Below are 21,958 nucleotides of genomic sequence, written 5' to 3'. Positions count from 1 at the left end.
ATATTGATAGAAATGAGGGAGATTCGTGAAATTACTAGATTTATTATCAAAAGGAATTGTAATAGGTGATGGTGCGGTTGGAACGTTATTACATTCGCATGGTTTACAAAGTAGTTTTGAAGAATTGAATTTGTCTGATCCGGACTTAATTATATCGATCCATAAACAATATGTAGCTGCTGGAGCGGATGTTATTCAAACGAATACGTATGGTGCGAATGAAGCGAAACTCCGCATGTATGGTCTAGAAAATCAAGTTGTCCAAATTAATAAAGCGGCAGTGAATATTGCGAAAGCATCAGTAACAGATCGGAATGCAATTTTAGGGACAATTGGAGGTATGAAACATATTGGTGCTGTTACAACGACTGATATAGAGCGAGAATTTATGTTACTTGAGCAGGCAGGTGCTTTACTAGAAGAACAGGTTGATGGATTACTATTAGAAACTTTTTATGATGAATTTGAATTATTGCATGCGGTTAAAGTATTGCGTAAACAAACGAATATTCCGATTGTTGCTCAGTTAGCGTTACATGAGGCAGGTACGACTCAAAATGGGAATGATGTCAATGAAATATTAAAACAGCTTTTAGATTACGGTGCCAATGTTGTTGGGTTGAACTGTCAACTAGGCCCGCTTCACATGACGGAAGCTTTCAAAATGATATCGATTCCTCAAAATGGCTATTTATCAGCATATCCGAATGCAGGTCTCCCGAATTATGTGGAAGGGCGTTACGTATATGAGGGAAGTCCAGCGTATTTTGAAGAAATGACACCGAAATTTATTGAACAAGGTATTCGTTTATTAGGTGGTTGTTGTGGTACTACCCCGGAACATATTGAAGGAATGAAACGTGCTACTCTAAATGTTGCACCTGTAATAGCAAAGGAGACGATTCAAAGGCCTAAAGTGGTCCATACACATGAGAAGCGTTCGAGAGCTCATGTTACTCTAGCAGAAAAGGCAAAGAAACAAACGACAGTTGTAGTGGAATTAGATCCACCGAAAACGTTAGACACGCAGCGTTTTTTTGAAGGGGCAAGAGCACTGAAAAGGGCTGGAGCGGATGCTATTACTCTAGCAGATAATTCATTAGCATCTCCTCGTGTTTCGAATATGGCTATGGGTGCATTATTAACGAAGCATGATATTCCAGTATTGACGCATTTAACGTGTAGAGACCATAACGTCATTGGACTACAGTCTCACTTACTTGGATTATCAGCATTAGGTATGGAGGAAGTGCTAGCTTTAACTGGTGATCCAGCGCGCGTTGGTGATTTCCCAGGTGCAACTTCTGTATATGATTTGTCATCGATAGAGCTCATTAAAATGATTAAAGAGATGAACGACGGACGCTCTATTTTAGGGAAATCAATTGGTCCGGCAACAAGATTTTCTGTCGGAGGTGCATTCAATCCTCATGTAAGGCATTTAAAAGCAGCGGTCAAGCGAATGGAACGAAAAATTGATGCAGGTGCTGAATATTTCTTAACGCAGCCGATATATGATGTTGCTTTAATAGAAGAAGTATATGAAGCGACAAAGCATTTGGAACAACCTATCTTTATTGGAATTATGCCGTTGGTAAGTAAGCGGAACGCAGATTTTCTTCATTTTGAAGTGCCGGGTATTACTCTCCCTGAAGAGATAAGACAAAGAATGGATGGACATGAAACGAAAGATGCAGCCATAGAGGAAGGGATTCGTATTTCACAAGAGTTGATCGATGCGGCGATGAAATACTTTAACGGTATTTATCTTATTACACCGTTTTTAAAATATGAAATTACAGAACATCTCGTGAAATATGTGAGAGAAAAGCAAGAAGTGAAAGAAGGTATTAATTGATGAAACGAATAGAAGAGAGATTACAACATGAAATTTTAATATTAGATGGTGCAATGGGAACGATGATCCAGCAAGAAGACTTAACAGCGGAAGATTTTGGAGGAGAAGAATACGAAGGTTGTAATGAATATTTAGTAAAAACAAGACCGGATGTTATTTTAAATATTCATAAAGTCTACATTGAAGCTGGAGCAGATATTATTGAAACGAATACGTTTGGTGCAACAAATATTGTATTAAGTGATTATGCATTGTCTCATTTAGATGAAGAGTTAAACGAAAGGGCAGCGCTTTTGGCGAAGCAAGCGGTTAAAGAAAGTGGGAAAGAAGTGTATGTTGCGGGAGCGATGGGACCAACGACGAAAGCGATTAGTGTTACAGGTGGTGTGACTTTTGAAGAGTTAATTGAAGCCTATACAAGGCAAGCGAGAGGACTATTAAGAGGAGAAGTTGATGTATTACTCGTTGAAACGAGTCAAGATATGCGTAATGTGAAAGCTGCGTACATTGGAATTCAATCGGCGTTTGAAGAACTAAACAAAATAGTACCTATTATGATTTCTGGAACAATTGAACCGATGGGAACGACTTTAGCGGGTCAAACGATCGAAGCCTTTTATTTATCGGTAGAGCATATGAAGCCATTATCGGTTGGATTAAACTGTGCTACTGGTCCAGAATTTATGAGGGAACATATACGTTCCCTATCTGATTTATCGGAGTGTTATATTTCGTGTTATCCAAACGCTGGTCTTCCTGATGAAGATGGGCATTATCACGAATCTCCAGCGTCACTTGCTGAAAAAGTAAAACGTTTTGCTGAAGAAGGATGGATTAATATTATTGGTGGTTGTTGTGGCACAACACCAGAACATATACGTGTAATGAAATCGGCGCTTGCCTCGATTAATCCTCGTGAGCATCATGAAAGGGTTGGACATGGAATTAGTGGACTAGAAGCGTTGCAATATGATGATTCTATGAGGCCTTTATTTGTTGGAGAAAGGACGAATGTAATTGGATCGCGTAAGTTTAAAAGATTAGTAGCAGAAGGGAAATTTGAAGAGGCTGCTGAAGTGGCAAGAGCGCAAGTGAAGAAAAATGCTCATATTATTGATATTTGTATGGCAGACCCTGATCGTGATGAAATAGAAGATATGGAAAGATTCTTGGCAGAAGTTACGAAAGTGTTAAAAGTACCGATTATGATTGATTCAACAGATGAAAATGTTATGGCGAAAGCTCTTACTTATATTCAAGGAAAAGGTGTTATCAATTCTATTAATTTAGAGGATGGAGAAGAACGTTTTGAAAAAGTGACACCCCTTCTTCGGAAATACGGTGCTGCGATAGTTGTAGGGACAATTGATGAAGATGGTATGGCAGTTAGTGCAGAAAGAAAGATAGAGATTGCTAAAAGAAGCTATGAATTACTAACGAAAAAGTATGGTATACGCCCATCTGATATTATTTTTGATGCGCTTGTGTTTCCTGTAGGAACAGGTGATGAAGAATATATAGGTTCAGCGGCAGCGACTATAGAAGGAATTCGTCTTATTAAAGAAGCGTTACCAGAATGTTTAACGATTCTAGGTGTGAGTAATATATCTTTTGGTTTACCACCAGCTGGACGTGAAGTATTAAACTCTGTCTTTCTATATCATGCAACGAAAGCAGGATTAGATTATGCGATTGTTAATACGGAAAAATTAGAACGCTATGCGTTAATTCCAGAGGAAGAAAAACGTCTTGCGGATGCATTATTATTTGAAACGACGAAAGAGACGTTAGAAAAATTTACAAACTTTTATCGTGTTGCCAAAAAGAAAGATGTCGTTATACAAGAAACGCTAACACTTGATGAACGACTGGCAAATTATATTGTAGAAGGTACGAAGCAAGGACTACAAGAAGATCTAAGTCTCGCGCTTACAGAAGGACGAAAACCTCTGGATATTATTAACGGGCCGCTTATGACAGGAATGGATGAGGTGGGGCGATTATTTAATGGTAATGAGCTTATCGTTGCTGAAGTATTGCAAAGTGCTGAAAGTATGAAAGCTGCCGTAAGTTATTTAGAGCCACATATGGAATCTAGTGAGAGTGCAAAAAAAGGGAAAGTATTATTAGCGACTGTTAAAGGAGACGTACATGATATTGGGAAAAACCTTGTTGAAATTATTTTATCAAATAACGGATATGAAATTATTAATTTAGGAATTAATGTTCGTTCGGATCGAATTGTTCAAGAAGTACAAGAAAAGAAACCTGATATTATTGGCCTTTCTGGTTTGTTAGTAAAATCAGCGCAACAAATGGTAACGACTGCTGAAGATTTAAAAGCAGCGAATATTGATATTCCAATTGTTGTAGGTGGTGCAGCACTAACGAGGAAATTTACAGATAATCGTATTTCTCCATCTTATAAAGGGCTCGTATGTTATGCAAGTGATGCAATGACAGGTCTTGATATTATTAACAAATTACAAAAAGAAGAAGAACGTGAAAAGATGAAGCGAGATAAAAAGGAACGCCATCTTCATATTGTGAAACAAGAGGAGAAAAAAATAGAAATTCCCGCAGTTATTGAGCCGTTGCCAAAAGCAACTGTTATAGTGCCAGATTCGACGAAACGAGTTGTATTACGGGATATTCCTGCCCTTCATCTTGCACCGTTTTTAAATAGACAAATGTTAATTGGACACCATCTTGGGTTAAAAGGAAACGTAAAAAAACTCTTGCAAGAAGGGGATAAAAGAGCACATGAGCTAAATGATTTAATTGATGAATTATTACAAGAAGGACAATCTTGGTTACGCCCAAAAGCGGTGTATCAATTTTTCCCGGCGCAAAGTGATGGACAAAATATAATTATATACGATCCGGAAGATCACACACGTATTATAGAGCGATTTGAATTTCCGAGACAAGGGAAAGCACCATACCGTACTTTAGGAGATTATATACGCCCGATTGGAGATGAGATGGATTATGTCGCTTTCTTATCTGTTACCGTTGGAGAAGGGGTTCGAGATATTGCAGAGGAGTGGAAGGCGAAGGGAGATTATTTACGCAGTCATGCGATTCAGTCGTTAGCACTTGAATTAGCAGAAGGACTTGCTGAAAAAACACATATGCTCATTCGTGATCGTTGGGGAATTCCAGATTCACCTGAACTGACGATGGAAGAGAGATTCCGTACAAAATATAGAGGAATACGCGTATCATTTGGTTATCCAGCATGCCCAGAACTTGCTGATCAAGAAAAATTATTTCGCTTAATTCATCCAGAAGAAATAGGTATTTCATTAACAGAAGGATTTATGATGGAGCCAGAAGCGTCTGTAACGGCTATGGTATTTTCTCACCCTGAGGCAAGGTATTTTAGTGTACTATAGTGTAGAAGGGGGAGACGTATGAAAAAAATAGTCTTTACAGGTGGCGGTTCGGCCGGGCATGTAACACCTAATTTAGCAATTATTCCACATTTACAAAAGCAGAACTGGGATATCTCTTATATTGGTTCTCATCAAGGGATTGAGAAAACGATTATAGAAAAAGAAGGAATCCCATACCATAGTATTGCAAGCGGGAAGCTACGTCGTTATTTTGATTTGAAAAATATAAAAGATCCTTTTCTCGTGATGAAGGGTGTTATGGATGCGTACGTAACAATTCGTAAACTAAAACCGGATGTTATTTTTTCAAAAGGTGGTTTCGTATCCGTACCAGTCGTAATAGGAGGGTGGCTAAATAGAGTGCCAGTTTTATTACATGAATCTGATATGACACCTGGACTAGCAAATAAAATTGCGCTCCGTTTTGCCTCGAAAATATTTGTTACATTTGAAGAAGCAGCGAAACATTTACCGAAAGAAAAAGTAATATATACAGGATCGCCTGTACGTGAAGACGTACTAAGAGGAAATCTTGAAAAAGGTTTAAAGTTTCTAGGGTTTTCCCGGAAGAAATCAGTTATTACTGTTATGGGAGGAAGTTTAGGCGCAAAGAAAATTAATGAAACGGTTCGATCGGCACTTCCAGATCTTCTGAAAAATTATCAAATTGTGCATCTTTGCGGAAAAGGAAATCTTGATGAATCCTTACAAAATAAAGAAGGATATAGACAATTTGAATATGTACATGAAGAGTTGCCGGATATATTAGCAGCAACAGATTTTGTTATTTCACGTGCGGGATCCAACGCGATTTTTGAATTTTTAACAATGCAAAAGCCGATGGTTTTAATTCCGTTATCGAAATTTGCAAGCCGTGGAGATCAAATTTTAAATGCTGAATCCTTTAAAAGACAAGGGTATGCATCGGTATTATATGAAGAGGATGTAACGGTGAACTCACTTATAAAGCATATAGAAGAGCTATCTCATAATAATGAGACGTATAAAACAGCATTAAAAAAATATAATGGAAAAGAAGCGATTAAAACTCTCATTCAACATATTTCAGAGGCATGATTAAACAATCATGTCTTTTTTAGTAGGATGAAAGATTCCAAGAATTGATATTTTTATGTTACAATAAAGTGAAACTTTAATCAGTGGGGGGTTCATCCCCACTGATTATTAGCCCTCACCAATCGGGCTTTTACGGGCAGTTAATCCCACACCTAACTTCTTTGTTTTCGTTGAATTTTGAGGTGGGGGTCTTACTGCCCTCAAATAGCGGGGTAACAAATGGTTAATAGGGAAATTCCAATTGATTAAGCGTGAAAATACGAATGGATTAGGAGTGACTGTGTTGGAGCTAAGTCTCTATGAAAATACTGCACTTATTATATGCTTTGTGTTGTACGTTGGTAGTGTTATTGTTTATATTTCACGGAAATTTTCACAAGAACGAGAGCTTGAAAAATCAGAAATAACAGCTGAACTAGAAATGTTAGCTGATGAAAGTTATAAAAAACAAAAAATAAAAGAAGATCATGAGGCACCCCATCATTGAAACGCAAATAAGTTCTAAGGATGGGGATTTTTTTTGAAAAAATCCCATTAACGCTAAAAAAGGAGTTTCCCCATACATATTTAAGGAGTGAATATAAATGAAATTTTATATTGCTTCAGGATTTCAAAATAAACATCTTGTTCGTTTCGTATCAAGCCAGTTGAAAGAAGTGGGATGGCAGCATACATATGATTGGACGAAAAATGAAAGAGCAACCAATAGAGAACAATTGCAAAAGATTGGTGAAGAAGAACAAGAAGCGATACGAGAAGCTGATGTTTTCTTACTCATACTAGAGGGTGGGAATGGAAGTCATACAGAATTAGGGATGGCAATTGCTTTAGAAAAGAAAATTTATATATATCACAAGGGCAATGAGTTGCAAACGACATTCTACCATTTACGAGAAGTTGATATTTTCGAAGGAGAAATTGAGGGGCTTGTCTCATATATATTGAATAAAGTGGAATGTTAGACGTGGGAATGCAGTGAGAAATATTTCTTGCAAAAAAAGAGTGAAGGTTACCATTAGGCTATTTTGGGCACAGTTATTATAAGTAAAGCATATAAAGGAGTTATAAATATGAAATTAGAAAATGGATGGGAAACAAGTTTTTTAGAGGTTGTACAAAACAGTGAATTTAAGAAAGATGCAATTCTTAGTCAATTGCTTTTTGCGGATAGTGAAGAAGTAGAAGAGCTTGTTGATGATTACGGTTATGAAGAGATTATTGAACGCGAACATGATGATGAGTTAGCAGGAATTTTAGGAGAAGAACTTTTCAGTGAGCTGGAGCGAAACGTATTCTTATCTCCACAGCCAGAAGAAAAACTTATTTCATTCGTAAATGGATTAGGCTTTCATGTGTTAGATTGGATTGTGCTTCTTGAAACAGAATTTGGCATTGATAGCGCAAACTTCACATCGGATGCAGTGAAAATGTTAGAAAAGCGCTTTAGACAGTTTCCCTATATAGAAGAGAAGACAATTTTTGATATGACGTTTGAAGAAGCGATGGATGTATTAGAATCTGTTACAGGATTACAGCTGAAGGGGAAAATGAACGTATAATGAAAAAGAACGTGATAGCTTCACGTTCTTTTTTTTTTACATAATAATAATTTTATCATCTAGCTTTGTTTGTCCAGTAAGAAGTGCATTTAAATACTCTACTTTTCGTATGCAAGCTTGTATATGTCTTTCAACCTCTTGTAACTCTGCTTGGTGATGCGTTTCAATTGGATGAATTTGTACGTTAAATTTTTCGAATTGACTACTATATGTTATTTCTGCATAGCCGCTCATAATATCGGTTTCGTTATGAAATAAAAATTGCTTCGTTTCTTCACAGAATGATACATCCTGAAAGCCATATACTTTTAATGCTTCAATTACTTTGTTAATCATGTTTATATTCATTTTTTAACCCTCTTTACGAAGTTCTACTTTTATATTATAACATAAAAAATTACGTAGAAAGCGCTTCCAAGTGTATTTTATTATAAACTTTACGTTTCAATCATAAAAATGAAACAAAGAAAAAATAATTGTAAAGAAGGAAGGACTCTTTTATTGTTTCGTCATATATATAGAGAAATAGTGCAATGAAAGGAAATTTTCCGAGGTGGAGATTGTATTTCCAATTTGAGCGCAGTAAAAGAGGTGAGAATCTTGAACTTTGATATTGTAGGACAAAAAGCATATATAAAAGATGGGCCGCATCGGAACCGAATTGGAACTGTAAAGAAAAATGAAAAACAATTAGAATCCCATTTTGCTATTGTAATTGGAGAACAAAGTATTGATGTAGAGCTAAAGGATATCGTGTTAGTTGGAGTAGATGTAGGACAATTTCATACATGGTGCGAGCAAAATGGTTATTTGTGAAAGGGACGGGCTGTGAGATAATGAAATATATTTGAGAAAAGAGAATATGTTATTGTATTCTCTTTTTCTATGTGTGTGGAGACGGAAATGAAGTATAAAGAACAAGAGTTTACATTGGAGTTGAAAGAGAACATTAAATGTATGGAAAAGGAAATAGAGCGAATATCACTTGGATTTTTTAAAGCGTATTCGCATTTATACATAGGGGAAAATATGAAATTAGATATGGGATTTGAAAGAGAAAAAGAGAATCCCTTTGAAATAGGATATTATTCATCAGTTTCTATAGCGGTATTAGATGAAGAAGGGGAGATGATTGAATTTTACATTATTCCAATTTGGAGATGCGAAAATGCTTTTTTAGGGATGCCAACTCAGTCGAGAGTTTGGGGGAGTAAGAAAGTAGGGGAACTTGTTGATGAATCTTGTTATGAGATTGAGGAAGAGTTAAAAGAGCAACTAGAAGAATACTTGGAGTGATAACTTTCAAGAGAAGATGTATAGAGATGGAACATAATAAAAAAGACGCTAACAGTATAAATTGTTAGCGTCTTTTTTTATTATGAAGCAATCTCACCAGTTTTTACATCATCTTGATTGTACGTATCCTGATCTAATTCACCAAGCCATTTACTAGAAATAAGACCAGCTGTCATAGAACCACTTACGTTAAGAGCTGTACGACCCATATCGATTAATGGTTCAACTGAGATAACAAGAGCGACAATGCCGATTGGTAAGTTCATTGTAGATAGTACGATTAACGCTGCGAATGTTGCACCGCCACCAACACCGGCAACACCGAATGAGCTAATAGCAACGACAGCGATTAAAGTTAAAATGAATTGTGGTTGTAATGGATCAATTCCTACAGTTGGAGCGACCATCATAGCAAGCATTGCTGGATAAATACCTGCGCAACCGTTTTGACCGATAGATACCCCAAAGGATGCAGCGAAGTTAGCGATTCCTTCAGAAATACCAAGTTTTTCTTTTTGTGCTTCAATATTTAATGGCATTGCACCAGCACTAGAGCGAGATGTGAATGCAAATGTTAGTACAGGGAATACTTTTTTCAAATATTGAATTGGATTTAAACCAGATAGTGCGATTAATAATAAGTGAATGATAAACATTACGATAAGAGCTACATAAGACGCTAACACGAAGTTACCAAGTTTTAAAATAGCGTTAATATCGCTACCAGCAACTGTCTTTGCCATAAGAGCTAATACGCCGTATGGAGTAAGACGTAAAATTAATGTTACCATACGCATTACAATTGCATATACAGCATCAAGCATCTTCTTAAATAGCTCTGCTTGTTCTGGATATTTTCGTTTTACACCTATAAAGGCGATCCCGATAAAGGCTGCAAATATTACAACAGAAATTGTTGATGTTGGACGAGCACCTGTTAAATCAAGAAACGGATTTGTAGGCAACAATTCTAATAATTTATCTGGAATTGTTGTCTTTTCAATAGAAGTAAATCTTTCTTCTACTAATTTCAGACGAGCAGATTCTGCATCACCTTGTTGTAATCCTGTTGCTGATACATCAAATCCTGCGCTTGCAGCGATACCGACAGCTGCGGCAATTCCTGTAGTAAGAATTAAAATTCCGATAATAAGACCACTGATTTTACCAAGGTTTTTCGTTAATTGTAATTTTGTAAATGCTGAAATAATAGATACTAAAATAAGTGGCATAACGATCATTTGAAGTAATTTCACATAACCGTTACCGATTAAGCCAAACCAAGTATTTGATTCGATAATTACTTTAGAAGTAGGTTCATAAATAAATTGTAATATAAGACCAAAGATAATTCCGACTCCTAAAGCAGTAAATACACGTTTATTAAAAGATACATGCTTACGTTGCATATAATACAATACGCCAACTAAAATGAGCATGACTGTGATGTTAATCCCGACAAGCAGTGTATTCATGTTGATTCCCCCTAATTCCAATGTGTTATATAGAATATAAGGTAATAAAACCTATAAGTCAACTAGGGAATTACGGAATTAAAAAAAAGATGGCAATTTGCCATCTCTTAATGCCCAGCTCCAGGGACAAGTAAAAATGTTGTGTACCATGTAAATCCGATGAAGAAAACGGTTAAATATGCCCCGAATACGTATATATACATACGCTCTGTTAATTTTAAATAACTTAAAAGTACGAAGAATCCTGTTTGTCCTAAAAATAGTAGTGCGGTCGAATGCATATCCCCTACGTAAAACATAACCGAGAAAATTCCAGTCCAAAAGCCGAGAACGCGAAACATGCGCTCCATGCCATCTCCCTCCTTTTCTAAAAAAAGTAAAACCTCTTTTCATTATAGTTCATTTTTCTAACTATTGTAAATATTCATTCGTATAAAAAGAAGCCAATTATAATATTGACTTCTTCTTAGTTGAAAAATTAAATTTGAACTTTATCCCGCTATTTGTGGGCAGTAAAACTCCCACCTCAAAATTCGGCTTGAGCAAAGAAGTTAGGTGGGAGTCGGGCTGCCCGTAAACCCCCACTGATTAAAGTTTCACTTTATAGTTACAAGATTTGCAGCCATCTAGTAGACTATCGTTTCGTGTTAATTCCACGTTCGGGAATAGGATTTCAAAAATCCCCTTCATCATATCTCCGTGCATATTACAAATTTCAGTCGGATGATGCGCAGCAACTTCTTTAAATGGGCAATTGTGTACATCATAGAAAATTTTTGTGCCATCTGTACTTAATTCAAAAGCAGGGGATAAGCCAGCTGTTGAGAATGCTTCTTTTGCGATTAGCATTTTTTGTTCTATCGTCAATGCTTCTGCACTTACATTTAAGCGATGCATATGTTGTTGCATTAATTCTTTGCCGAATTGTTTCCCTGTTTCATATAGCGCTTTTTCACCAGCACTACCTAAGCTTAGCAGTGAATTAAATGCTATCTGCGCTAATAATTGATAATCGCGAAATGGGAATTGTAACTGGATGACATCTTGAGACAAGACGTATAGTCTGCTTGGTCTGCCGCCTTTCCCAGTTTTTTTTGTTTCTGATTTGAGCATATTAACATCTTCTAATTTTGATAAATGTAAACGCGCCACGTTTGGATGAATGTTAAACTCATCTGCAATTTCTTGTACAGTTACGTAATTATGTTTTTGCGAAATATATTTATAAATGTAATAACGAGTAGGGTCAGATAACACACCTGTAATTTTTAAAGCTTGTTCCATGAGGATCTCCACCTTTATCACTTTATCCAAGATATTAACATTATAATACAGATAAACTTCTATATAGGTAATTTCAGACAATAGTTCAGAAATTGTTCATAATTTCACAAACATATTTTTCCTTTTTCTCTTAGTGAAAATACAAAATCTCTAATTTTTCTTGTGCATTTTTTTATGATATATACATAGTGAGGAGGGAAACTTGATGAATAGTGTCGAGCTTTTTGCAAATATGATTATGAAAGAAGCTTGTAGGGTGCAAGCATCGGACTTACATATTGTGCCCAGGCAGAAGGATGTGGCGATTCAATTACGTATTGGAAAAGATTTAATTACGAAACGGTGTATTGAGAAAGAATTTGGAGAAAAGCTTGTTTCACACTTTAAATTTTTAGCATCAATGGATATAGGAGAGAGGAGAAAACCTCAAAATGGTTCGTTGTACTTACAAATTGATGGACAAGAAGTGTATTTACGCCTTTCAACACTTCCAACAGTATATCAAGAAAGTCTCGTTATTCGCATCCATTTACAAGCATCTGTACAGCCACTGTCTCATCTTTCGTTATTTCCAAGTTCAGCGGAAAAATTACTCTCTTTTTTAAAGCATTCTCATGGGTTACTCGTATTTACTGGGCCAACTGGTTCTGGAAAAACAACAACAATGTATGCGTTATTAGAAGTAGCTAGAAAATGGCAAACACGTCGCATCATTACACTGGAAGATCCAGTTGAGCAAAGAAAAGACGGTTTATTACAAATTCAAATAAATGAAAAAGCTGGTATCACATATAAAACGGGATTAAAGGCTATTTTGCGTCATGATCCAGATATTATTTTAGTTGGCGAAATTCGTGATGAAGAAACAGCAAAAGTAGCTGTAAGGGCCAGTTTGACGGGACATTTAGTAATGACAACCTTGCATACAAATGATGCGAAAGGAGCGATACTACGATTTATGGATTATGGTATTACAAGGCAAGAAATTGAACAATCATTATTAGCAGTAGCTGCTCAGCGGCTCGTCGAATTAAAATGTCCATTTTGCAGAGGGAAGTGTGCAACTTTATGTAAATCAATGAGGAAAGTGAGACAGGCAAGCATTTATGAACTGTTATATGGATATGAATTAAAACAAGCGATTAAAGAAGCAAGTGGAGAACATGTTACGTATTACTATAAAACGTTGGAATCGTCGGTTCGAAAAGGGTATGCTTTAGGCTTTTTAGAAGAAGATGTATATGTTTAAGAGAAAATGGAGTTTAAGTGATCAAGCATTATTATGTAAAAGATTAAGTGATTTATTAGAGAAAGGTTACTCACTTTTGCAGGCGTTAGAATTTTTGCAGTTGCAACTACCATTAGGAAAGAAATTACAGTTACAGCGTATGATCGAGGGATTGAAAAATGGACAAAGTTTGCACGCTTCTTTTCACCAATTAATGTTTCACTCTGAGATGTTAAGTTATTTGTTTTATGCAGAGCGACATGGTGACATTTCTTTTGCTTTGCAACAAGGAAGCGTACTTCTTTACAAGAAAGATAAATATAGGAAAGATATGATGAAAGTAATGCGATATCCTATGTTTTTATCATTTTTTTTAATGATTATGCTTTCTGTTTTTAACCTCATTTTATTGCCTCAGTTTGAAATGATGTATAGTTCTTTACGTTCTACAGCACCACCACTTACGGAGCAAATTTTAGTTGCAATTAAATTATTACCCTACTTCATTTATATGATTGTTCTTATCGTTATAACGGGATTTAGTATATATATATTTTATTTCCGAAAACTTCCGCCTACTCAAAAGGTAAAGATTATGATCCGTATTCCCCTTATGAAAACATTTCTTATTTTAAATCATTCGCATTATTTTTCCACTCAATTAAGTGGTTTATTACACGGTGGATTGTCCGTACACGAAGCATTAACAATAATGATGAAGCAAAAGTATCATCCGTTCTTTCAGTATGAAGCAGACCGAATTGAGCGGCAATTAATTGCAGGAGAACCGTTACAATCTATTATTGATAAAAGCGGTTATTACGAGAAAGAACTTTCTTATATCATTACGCATGGACAAGCAAACGGTAATTTAGCAAATGAGCTTGGTGATTACAGTGAGCTCATTATTGAAAAGGTAGAACAAAAAATTAAACGTATGTTATTTGTGATTCAACCCATTTTATTTACATGTCTTGGGGTTATAGTCATTTTGATGTACTTAGCGATGATTATGCCGATGTTTCAAATGATGAATTCTATATAGGGGGCATTTACATGCAGAATGAGGAGGGTTTTACTCTTTTAGAAATGTTATTAGTTATGGTTGTCATAACTGTATTATTACTATTAATTATTCCAAATGTAGTTACACAGCGCTCATCCGTCCAAGGAAAAGGATGTGCAGCCTATGTGAAATCTATAGAAGCACAAATACAAGCATATCACTTGCAACATAATAAGATTCCATCAATAGAGGAACTTGAAACAGGAAAGTATATTACTTCAAAAACTTGTCCGAAAGGTGAACCAATCCATATTTCCGATGATGGTACGGTATCAGCTGGGAAATCGTGAAGCAAAAAGGTTTTACTCTTTTAGAAATGCTACTTGTCTTATTTGCTATTTCTGTACTTAGTGTTGTTACGCATTTTAACGTTACTTCATTACATGAAAAACAAAAAGTTGAGCAGTTTTTGAAACAGTTTTCAAATGATATTTTGTATATGCAGCAGTTAGCGATTAAGCGTCAAAAACATTATACGTTACGCTGGTTTAAAGAGAAACATATGTATTATATTTCGGAATCGGAGACAGACCTATTAATTGTTAAGAGAGAATATGATAAAGATGTCCAAATGGATTTGCATACCTTTCCAAATCCAATGACATATAATCCGAGCGGGAATATTAATAGGGGTGGTACGATTTTACTTTCCTATCGAGGGTATAAATATGAGATTGTATTTCAGCTTGGAAGAGGGAGATTTACGTATCGTGAAGTGTCAAAAAGGATCAGTAATGGTTGAAATGGTTGTAGCGTTAAGTTTAATAATGATGGCGGCATCGTTATTGCTCCCGCAAACATTATTAATTATGCAAGAAAGAAAAAATATAAAAATGAGCTATAAAGCATTAATATTATTAAAAAAAGAAGCGGCCTTATTTAAGTATGAGAATGAGGAAAAGCGAGTAAAAGAGCAAGTCATAAAAGGAATTGTATATTACACATATTGGAGAGGAGATGAAGTTTGTACGATGTGGAAAGATATGAGAGGAAAAGCGATGGAGCAATGCCTTTATGCAAAGGAAAAATAAAAAAGAAGCGGGATTTACATTAATAGAAATGATTGCATGTTTGTTGCTTTTATCAATGTTCTTTTTACTTTTACCGCGTCTTCATATTATGGGGATAGAAAATACACATTCAAAAGGATTAAATGACTGGGAGTGGGATGTGTTTTTAGGACAAATGCAATTAGAGTTTCGTGAAGTATTAAGTGGGAGGAAGATAGAGCTAGAAAACGGTGGGAATATTTTACGCTTCCAACTTCGTAATGGTGATCAGGTGACGTATGAAAAGTTGAATAGTAATTTAATAAGAAAAGTAAATATGCGCGGAAGGGAATTTATATTACAAAGGATTGAAGCGATTTCGTATAAATTAACACCTCATTTGTTATATATATATGTGAAAGATATAAGTGGTGAAATATATGAAGGCGTGGCTGTGCGCTATAGTGAAATTGAGATAGAAACATGAGAAAACAAAATGGATTTGTAATGCCAGGAACAATTATTTTTCTTATTTTATTCATTTCATTTTTGATGTACGAAACGAATATGTTACTTTCGGATAAAAAATTTTATTCTGAAATAGAACAAAGTTTTTTCATGGAGGAACTTGTTGATCGAGCTATTTCAGATATAAAAAGAGACTTACAGCAAAAAGAAAAAGAGGATGTTTTTTTATTTCAGTATGAAAGAGGAGAAGTGAGTGGAAAGTACGTCTTTGAAAATGATGTTATTATCATTTCGTTGCAATGTGTTACAAAACAGAGAGTTTTCTATACAGTGAGCTTTCACTATAGGAAAAAGGATAATAAAATATTTGATTGGGTAGAAGGATAATATGTAAAATATATGGAGAAGAACCATGAGTTTCTATTGTGGAGGGAGTCAATTTCTTTGAGGAAAGGGATAAGAATGATGTTCAAAAGTTTAAATTTTCTCAAAAAAGAGAAAGGTAGAAAGAATATGATATATTCATGCTATCCAATCATTTTTTCTAGGGAGATAAGAAAATGACAAATAACAATCAAATAGGTGAAAGTAAGGAACAAACTATTTTTGATCATAAAGGAAATACGATTATGACAGAGGATAGGGAAATACAAATTATTTCAAAATTCGAAGAACCTCTTATTGTTGTATTAGCAAATGTATTAAGTGATGAAGAGTGCGCTGAATTGATTGAATTGTCTAAAAATAATATGAAACGTTCTAAAGTTGGTTCATCACGTGATGTAAATGATATTCGAACGAGTAGTGGTGCATTTTTGGAAGAGAATGAACTTACTTCGAAGATTGAAAAACGAATTTCATCTATCACGAATGTTCCTGTAGCGCATGGAGAAGGATTGCACATTTTAAATTATGAAGTGGATCAAGAATATAAAGCGCACTATGATTATTTTGCAGAACATAGCAGGTCAGCTGCTAATAATCGTATAAGTACTCTTGTGATGTACTTAAATGATGTAGAAGAAGGCGGGGAAACATTCTTTCCGAAATTAAATCTTTCTGTACACCCTAGAAAGGGAATGGCAGTATACTTTGAGTATTTTTATCAAGATCAATTACTAAATGAGCTTACGTTACATGGAGGAGCACCTGTAACGAAAGGTGAGAAATGGATTGCAACGCAGTGGGTGAGAAGAGGTACTTATAAGTAAAAGTGAGCCAGCTTGTTTGATTACGAGAAAATAGTGAGTATGTTACGTTTTGTTCTTCATAGCATAAGAAGAACAAAACGTTTTTTTATTAAATAAAGTAACATCTTTCGTTATAATAACAAATAATAACGGATGATTGAGAGGAACGAAAATGAAATCTATATACATAACTGGCTATATGGGAGCTGGGAAAACAACAATTGGAAAAGTGTTAAGTAAAGAACTTCATATGGATGTTGTAGATACAGACCAAAAAATTGAAGAGAAGCAAGAGAAGGCAATTCGTGATATTTTTGCCGAAGAAGGCGAAATGGCTTTTCGGGAATATGAAAGTGAAATGTTACGTTCACTACCGGTTCAGAATGTAATTATTACAACGGGTGGAGGGATTATTGAACGAGCGGAAAATCGAAAGTGGATGAAGGAAAATGGAACTGTTGTGTATTTATATTGTGATCCACATGTAATTGCAGAAAGGCTTCGTGAAGATACGACACGTCCACTATTTCAGAAGAAAGATATAGATGCATTTATAACGAAATTTGAATCGCGCCGAGCTTATTATGAAGAGGCTGATATTCATATCGATACGACAAATAAGTCGGTAAAGCAAATTATGAATGAATTAAAGCAAAAGATTAATGAATAAAAAAGTGGACATACTAATCAAGTAGAGGTGATGATAATATGTCTACTAATGATTATGTACGCTTTGTGACACAGCAATTTGTGTCATATATGGATGCTCCAAAAGAGGATCGAAAACAACAGAAACAACAACGTCGTGCGGAGAAAGAGCCATTCTTAAATAAATGGTTTGGTGTTATGCCACTGAGCGCTGCTTTGTTTTATCGAAATGTAAAAAATAAAAGAAAAAAATCAAGCTAACTTTTTCGTAATATGTTTAGCAAAACAAAAATCCCCTAGTATAACAAGATGCTAGGGGATTTTTGTTTATTGCACAGACTCTTTTTCCTCAGTAACCGCATGTATTTTATTGTTTACCCATACAAATCCAATTCCGATACAAATAGAAATCCCCCAGCCAACAGCGGTCATAATAGCTCTCATTTCACCATATCCATCTACACCGAAAACAGAGATGAAATAGATTTTCAAGAAGCTTTTTAATATAAATTGAAGGCCGAAAAATAGTGTTAAATATTGCAGTGCTGGATATATACGACTATCACGATAAAGCTCACGACTTTTATCACGATCATGACCTTGCAGTGCTGCGATATCAGCTGCGAAATATAACATGAGTGGTTTTTTTATAAAGATTGTACATATAACGATGCAGCCAAGTACGATATGATAATATGCATCATTCCATAGCATTCGTTCAGCCGACCCAGATATTAAGTCTACCGCTGTATTAGAAATAAGTGTAATTAAAATAAAGAACCCTGTAACGTTAAGCTGTTTTTCTTTTTTAAAGGTATACAGTGTATAAATAATCCCCGGAACAGAGGAAATTAACATTGCGTAATAAGGATCGATATAAGGTTTTGCAAATTTCCAAATGAGGAATGGGAATACGAGATAAAAGACAAGATCTAATATAGCTTTTTTATTTTGATTCATACATGGCCTCCTTAAGTCATACATATATTTTATAATATAATTTCTGAAAATTGTATAAGGTTAATGAAAAAAAGAAAAGTAGATGATTAGTAGATTAAAAAATTGCCCCTAGCGTAGTAAGTTTTTTTAGTATATAATAAAGGAAACGCTTTCATTTTTGGTTTGTTCACAAAATGGACGGAAAATCACATATTTACTATTGATATGTTGCTTTATAATGAAACCAATTAAATATACATGCATACAATATTGTGAAATAAATAACATAAATAATCTATATAAATGTAAACGTTATCAAAGAGAGAGGTGGAGACAATGAGTAAATTTTTCTTCAATCATAATCCAGCAACATTAGAGGATGGAAGACTTGTTAAGTATGCTGAAATTATTTATGGAGAAGGTGGCCGTTCTGTATTAGAAAATTTAATGGTGAAGGCATCTATCAGATTGCGTGATCGTTATCCGAATAAATCTGACGAACAGATCTCGAACCTCGTAAATCAAGGCATCCATGATATGTTTCAAAAATACGTGAATGAGTAAGAGCAGCTACTGGCTGCTCTTATTTTTTTGTATAAGGATTGTGCCTCTAGCTGAAAATAAAGATGTATTTTGAAACATGCAAAAAGGAGGCGAAAAAGATGAGTAATGGAATTGGTCGTTCAAAAGAGAATCTTCCAACTGATGCAAACCATGTAAGTGCAAAGGATCGTGCATATCAGAAACGTATGACAGAGAAAAAACAGCAAGAGCGCAATGAAGATAGAGAATAGGCTGGGAACATATTTTAAAAGAAGCTCCTTCAATCTGAAGGAGCTTTCTTTAAGATAGAAAATGATTTGCGGTAACATAAAAGAGACCACCGTTTATAATTTGTATTGTAATGCGTGGTTCGTATTGTTCTTGTAATGCTTGCTTTTCAATTTCATAGCTTTCTGGAAGTTCATCGCTATCTTCGTAAAATCGATTTAAAAGGTCTAAATCGTGATTCCAACGCACTCTCGCTTCTTTTGCCCACGTGTGGTCATCTTCAGCGATTATACTTTTTAAAGCATCCTCTATACGTTGTAAGCCACTTTGTGGCTTAATGATAGGTGAGAGGGTAAAACAAAAGTCAGGTATTTTCGGTGTGAGTTTGATCTCTGCTAAAGTGTCATGAAAGTTTGCAATCATTGTCCCGGAAATAAGATGAATACCGATGGAATGAAGTATGTCTTTTTTTCGGTCGCATTGATAAGATACTTTTATATTTACACCAAGCCAAGGATGAAGGGGAGTATGAGTTGCCCCGCTATGTTTCACTTCCTCATATAAACGTATGTATGAACCTAGTTCTTTTGTTGTTTCAAATATTTGATGCAAACGGGGTGAACCGTAATGAATAAGTTCACCGTCGTTTTCTTCGTTTTCTGGATTTGTAATAAGAGTAAGGCGCATCGGGTTCGGAACGCCTCCTGTTTTTTCAAGATAGTGCCAATAGAAAGGGCGGTTCATTAATAATTTATCCATTTCAATTGTTAACTGCACGTCTAATAGGTGAGGGGAACGTTCTAAAATTTCGCAGTTATTCGCCTCAAAAAAGTTATATAAGTAATTATGAATTTCATTTTGCTGCATAGTCCTGCACCTCTGCTTCATTGCGCTTCGCAAAATCGATAATAGATGTTAAATTTTCCATCTTGATTCGAATTTCACCTTCGCTTTTTGACTGCGCGAAAATTTCTTGAATATGCGCATCAATATTTTTCATGTTGATTCTCGTTAAAATTTCATCGAGTTCACCGATTACACGTTCAAATAAATTAATTTTTTCATATAGTAGTTTTAAAATGTGCTCTTCAACAGTGTGCTTTGTTGCTAAATTATAAATATGAACATCATTTTTTTGTCCAAGGCGGTGAATACGTCCAATCCTTTGCTCGAGTCGCATTGGATTCCACGGTAAGTCGTAATTAATCATATGGCTACAAAATTGTAAGTTAATTCCTTCACCACCAGCTTCGGTCGCAATTAATACTTGGGCACGATTTTGGAAAAGCTCCTTCATCCAATCTTTCTTCCCGCGCTTAAATCCACCGCGAAATGGAACAGAGGAAATGCCATGTTGTTGTAAGAACCATTGTAAATACATTTGTGAAGCTCTATATTCAGTGAAGATAATGACTTTATCGTCAACTTCTTTTATAAGCTCTAGTGCTTTATTTGCTTTGGAGTTGAACGGAATATGATTAATTTTGTCCATCAGCACATCAATATGTGGGTCCTTTATGTAGTGCTCATTTTCTTTCTGTCTTTTTTCTACATGTTTTTTTAATGAATAGTAAACAGCTTCACGACTACTACATGCTTCCCGTTTTAAAGTTAAGGATGAGAAAGCAGATGTGACGGCATCTTGTCCACGCCAATTTTCAATTTCATTATACAAAGCTTGTTCTTCTTCATTGAATTCAACGAAGATTGTTCGTACATGCCTCTTCGGCCAATCAATGCCAGTGTTATTGCGTCTATTTCGAACCATTACTTTATTGATAAGAGCTTTTAAATCTTCATCGGATTCAGTGGAACGATTTTTTGAAGCGTAATATTCTTCAAAATTAGATTGATTGCCTAAATGACCTGGTTTTAATAAAGAAACGAGGTTGAAGATTTCATCGATTTTATTTTGAACAGGAGTTGCAGTTAGTAATAAACAAAACTTCTTTTTTAATCGCTGTGCAAATTCATAGTTTTTTGTTTTATTATTTTTTAGTTTATGTGCTTCATCGATAATAATAAGGTCATACTCTAGGTTTAAAACGATATCGCGATGCGGTGAACGTTTCGCAGTATCGATTGATGAAACGATGACATCAGCTTGTTCCCAAGAATAACTTTTCTTTTGAGCGACCGCAGGAATAAAAAATTTTGTGTTTAGTTCATACGCCCACTGAGATACGAGAGAAGCTGGAACGAGAATGAGTACCTTTTTTACAAGTCCTCGAACCATATATTCTTTTAAAATAAGTCCAGCTTCAATCGTTTTTCCAAGTCCGACTTCGTCTGCTAGAATCGCTTTACCATTCATTTGTTCAATGACATTTTGAGCGACCTCTAATTGATGTGGAAGCGGCGTGAAATGTGATAAATGTTTCGGTGCTTGCAATCCATCAAAAGTAGGGACGAGTAACGATTTCTCTGTTTTATAAGCTAAATGATATAAATCCCAATTTGTCCAAGGACCATCTTCATCAATTCTTTTTAAAAAATTGTTTTGCCACGTTCGATCTACGGAAATATCGACATTCATTAAGACTCTCCCACCTTTTATAAACTAAAGTGATTATTTAAAAAATCTTTATTATAAGCCTCGTAATAAGGCGCTATCACAATTACTAAAAGTTAAAGAATAGGCAATGATAAAGGGCTAAATTTCAAAATTTGTATTTAATAAGATTAAGAATGAAAAATTCTAAATTATTTTTT

General features: G+C 35.2%; 28 protein-coding genes. 20 read left to right on the top strand and 8 right to left on the bottom strand.

Annotation, left to right across the window (positions count from 1 at the left end; translation table 11 throughout):
* Positions 1–25: 25 nt before the first annotated feature.
* The 6 genes from MR066_RS11155 (at position 26) to MR066_RS11130 (ending at position 7,892) form a co-directional block, all read left to right on the top strand.
* Positions 26–1,858, top strand: coding sequence for a bifunctional homocysteine S-methyltransferase/methylenetetrahydrofolate reductase (locus MR066_RS11155; protein ID WP_061674786.1), 1,833 nt, complete (start codon positions 26–28; stop codon positions 1,856–1,858).
* Positions 1,858–5,256 carry a methionine synthase gene (gene metH / locus MR066_RS11150; RefSeq protein WP_016100612.1) on the top strand — a complete coding sequence of 1,133 codons (3,399 nt, stop codon included), beginning with the start codon at positions 1,858–1,860 and terminating at the stop codon, positions 5,254–5,256. Before MR066_RS11155 ends, metH begins: the two co-directional genes overlap by 1 nt.
* Before the next feature lie 18 nt (positions 5,257–5,274).
* A complete protein-coding gene (locus MR066_RS11145; RefSeq protein ID WP_242247139.1) occupies positions 5,275–6,333 on the top strand; it encodes an undecaprenyldiphospho-muramoylpentapeptide beta-N-acetylglucosaminyltransferase in 1,059 nt (352 codons plus the stop codon).
* A gap of 244 nt (positions 6,334–6,577) precedes the next feature.
* The gene (locus MR066_RS11140) at positions 6,578–6,820 is read left to right on the top strand and encodes a DUF3966 domain-containing protein (protein WP_085960924.1); all 243 of its coding nucleotides are present in this window, start codon (positions 6,578–6,580) and stop codon (positions 6,818–6,820) included.
* 97 nt (positions 6,821–6,917) lie between these two features.
* Positions 6,918–7,295 carry a nucleoside 2-deoxyribosyltransferase gene (locus MR066_RS11135; RefSeq protein WP_002034029.1) on the top strand — a complete coding sequence of 126 codons (378 nt, stop codon included), beginning with the start codon at positions 6,918–6,920 and terminating at the stop codon, positions 7,293–7,295.
* A 108-nt stretch (positions 7,296–7,403) separates the two neighbouring features.
* The gene (locus tag MR066_RS11130) at positions 7,404–7,892 is read left to right on the top strand and encodes a hypothetical protein (protein WP_002015119.1); all 489 of its coding nucleotides are present in this window, start codon (positions 7,404–7,406) and stop codon (positions 7,890–7,892) included.
* 36 nt (positions 7,893–7,928) lie between these two features.
* Here the strand turns inward: MR066_RS11130 and MR066_RS11125 are convergent, their stop codons facing one another.
* On the bottom strand, positions 7,929–8,240 hold the full coding sequence (locus MR066_RS11125) for a hypothetical protein (RefSeq protein ID WP_002165070.1): 312 nt from the start codon (positions 8,238–8,240) through the stop codon (positions 7,929–7,931).
* 252 nt (positions 8,241–8,492) lie between these two features.
* Between MR066_RS11125 and MR066_RS11120 the strand changes: the two genes are divergently transcribed.
* Together MR066_RS11120 and MR066_RS11115 are read left to right on the top strand one after the other, a co-directional pair.
* A complete protein-coding gene (locus tag MR066_RS11120) occupies positions 8,493–8,708 on the top strand; it encodes a DUF3912 family protein (protein WP_002015115.1) in 216 nt (71 codons plus the stop codon).
* An 87-nt stretch (positions 8,709–8,795) separates the two neighbouring features.
* Complete coding sequence (locus MR066_RS11115; protein ID WP_098635942.1) at positions 8,796–9,188, top strand: hypothetical protein; 393 nt, start codon at positions 8,796–8,798, stop codon at positions 9,186–9,188.
* An 80-nt stretch (positions 9,189–9,268) separates the two neighbouring features.
* On the opposite strand, the gene MR066_RS11110 is transcribed toward MR066_RS11115, so the two are convergent.
* From MR066_RS11110 to MR066_RS11100, 3 genes are all read right to left on the bottom strand, one after another.
* Positions 9,269–10,663 carry an L-cystine transporter gene (locus tag MR066_RS11110; protein WP_242247138.1) on the bottom strand — a complete coding sequence of 465 codons (1,395 nt, stop codon included), beginning with the start codon at positions 10,661–10,663 and terminating at the stop codon, positions 9,269–9,271.
* A gap of 107 nt (positions 10,664–10,770) precedes the next feature.
* Positions 10,771–11,013 (bottom strand): DUF2626 domain-containing protein, encoded by a 243-nt coding sequence (locus MR066_RS11105; protein ID WP_002015110.1) that lies wholly within the window; start codon positions 11,011–11,013, stop codon positions 10,771–10,773.
* 238 nt (positions 11,014–11,251) lie between these two features.
* Positions 11,252–11,947 (bottom strand): helix-turn-helix transcriptional regulator, encoded by a 696-nt coding sequence (locus MR066_RS11100; protein WP_002014995.1) that lies wholly within the window; start codon positions 11,945–11,947, stop codon positions 11,252–11,254.
* A gap of 205 nt (positions 11,948–12,152) precedes the next feature.
* On the opposite strand from MR066_RS11100, the gene comGA reads away from it, so the two are divergent.
* The 10 genes from comGA to MR066_RS11050 all read left to right on the top strand — a co-directional run bounded on the left by comGA (position 12,153) and on the right by MR066_RS11050 (position 17,797).
* Entirely contained in the window at positions 12,153–13,196 is a 1,044-nt protein-coding gene (gene comGA, locus MR066_RS11095) for a competence type IV pilus ATPase ComGA (RefSeq protein ID WP_242247137.1), read from the top strand.
* Positions 13,183–14,220 (top strand): competence type IV pilus assembly protein ComGB, encoded by a 1,038-nt coding sequence (comGB, locus tag MR066_RS11090; RefSeq protein ID WP_002138336.1) that lies wholly within the window; start codon positions 13,183–13,185, stop codon positions 14,218–14,220. The genes comGA and comGB overlap by 14 nt, the downstream gene beginning before the upstream one ends.
* Positions 14,221–14,231: 11 nt before the next feature.
* Positions 14,232–14,531 carry a competence type IV pilus major pilin ComGC gene (gene comGC, locus MR066_RS11085; protein WP_002088623.1) on the top strand — a complete coding sequence of 100 codons (300 nt, stop codon included), beginning with the start codon at positions 14,232–14,234 and terminating at the stop codon, positions 14,529–14,531.
* Positions 14,528–14,983 (top strand): competence type IV pilus minor pilin ComGD, encoded by a 456-nt coding sequence (gene comGD, locus MR066_RS11080; protein WP_002088622.1) that lies wholly within the window; start codon positions 14,528–14,530, stop codon positions 14,981–14,983. The genes comGC and comGD overlap by 4 nt, the downstream gene beginning before the upstream one ends.
* Positions 14,976–15,272, top strand: a complete 297-nt coding sequence (locus tag MR066_RS11075; RefSeq protein WP_002088621.1) for a hypothetical protein — start codon at positions 14,976–14,978, stop codon at positions 15,270–15,272. Before comGD ends, MR066_RS11075 begins: the two co-directional genes overlap by 8 nt.
* Positions 15,256–15,717, top strand: coding sequence for a competence type IV pilus minor pilin ComGF (gene comGF, locus MR066_RS11070; protein WP_002088620.1), 462 nt, complete (start codon positions 15,256–15,258; stop codon positions 15,715–15,717). Before MR066_RS11075 ends, comGF begins: the two co-directional genes overlap by 17 nt.
* Positions 15,714–16,085 (top strand): competence type IV pilus minor pilin ComGG, encoded by a 372-nt coding sequence (comGG, locus tag MR066_RS11065; RefSeq protein ID WP_033709423.1) that lies wholly within the window; start codon positions 15,714–15,716, stop codon positions 16,083–16,085. Before comGF ends, comGG begins: the two co-directional genes overlap by 4 nt.
* Before the next feature lie 173 nt (positions 16,086–16,258).
* On the top strand, positions 16,259–16,909 hold the full coding sequence (locus tag MR066_RS11060) for a 2OG-Fe(II) oxygenase (RefSeq protein ID WP_002088615.1): 651 nt from the start codon (positions 16,259–16,261) through the stop codon (positions 16,907–16,909).
* Between the two features lie 151 nt (positions 16,910–17,060).
* Entirely contained in the window at positions 17,061–17,558 is a 498-nt protein-coding gene (locus MR066_RS11055; protein WP_002129082.1) for a shikimate kinase, read from the top strand.
* A 38-nt stretch (positions 17,559–17,596) separates the two neighbouring features.
* Positions 17,597–17,797 (top strand): YqzE family protein, encoded by a 201-nt coding sequence (locus MR066_RS11050; protein ID WP_002015009.1) that lies wholly within the window; start codon positions 17,597–17,599, stop codon positions 17,795–17,797.
* 66 nt (positions 17,798–17,863) lie between these two features.
* Here MR066_RS11050 and MR066_RS11045 read toward each other — a convergent pair whose 3' ends face one another.
* Both MR066_RS11045 and MR066_RS11040 read right to left on the bottom strand, forming a co-directional pair.
* The gene (locus MR066_RS11045; RefSeq protein WP_002145755.1) at positions 17,864–18,496 is read right to left on the bottom strand and encodes a VC0807 family protein; all 633 of its coding nucleotides are present in this window, start codon (positions 18,494–18,496) and stop codon (positions 17,864–17,866) included.
* Positions 18,497–18,622: 126 nt separating this feature from the next.
* The gene (locus MR066_RS11040; protein ID WP_080019198.1) at positions 18,623–18,739 is read right to left on the bottom strand and encodes a GTP pyrophosphokinase; all 117 of its coding nucleotides are present in this window, start codon (positions 18,737–18,739) and stop codon (positions 18,623–18,625) included.
* A gap of 72 nt (positions 18,740–18,811) precedes the next feature.
* Here MR066_RS11040 and MR066_RS11035 point away from each other — a divergent pair, with 72 nt between their 5' ends.
* On the top strand, positions 18,812–19,039 hold the full coding sequence (locus MR066_RS11035) for a hypothetical protein (protein ID WP_000032698.1): 228 nt from the start codon (positions 18,812–18,814) through the stop codon (positions 19,037–19,039).
* A gap of 98 nt (positions 19,040–19,137) precedes the next feature.
* Positions 19,138–19,269 carry a hypothetical protein gene (locus tag MR066_RS27190; RefSeq protein ID WP_002088613.1) on the top strand — a complete coding sequence of 44 codons (132 nt, stop codon included), beginning with the start codon at positions 19,138–19,140 and terminating at the stop codon, positions 19,267–19,269.
* A gap of 49 nt (positions 19,270–19,318) precedes the next feature.
* Here the strand turns inward: MR066_RS27190 and MR066_RS11030 are convergent, their stop codons facing one another.
* Both MR066_RS11030 and MR066_RS11025 read right to left on the bottom strand, forming a co-directional pair.
* On the bottom strand, positions 19,319–20,113 hold the full coding sequence (locus MR066_RS11030) for a YqhG family protein (RefSeq protein WP_002088611.1): 795 nt from the start codon (positions 20,111–20,113) through the stop codon (positions 19,319–19,321).
* Positions 20,100–21,782, bottom strand: coding sequence for a DEAD/DEAH box helicase (locus MR066_RS11025; RefSeq protein WP_061674784.1), 1,683 nt, complete (start codon positions 21,780–21,782; stop codon positions 20,100–20,102). The genes MR066_RS11030 and MR066_RS11025 overlap by 14 nt, the downstream gene beginning before the upstream one ends.
* Positions 21,783–21,958: the final 176 nt, after the last annotated feature.

The sequence above is a fragment of the Bacillus cereus group sp. BfR-BA-01523 genome (assembly GCF_022662615.1).
In the GTDB taxonomy this organism is placed as follows: Bacteria; Bacillota; Bacilli; order Bacillales; family Bacillaceae_G; genus Bacillus_A; species Bacillus_A mycoides.
This window is presented reverse-complemented; position numbering and strand designations above follow the sequence as displayed.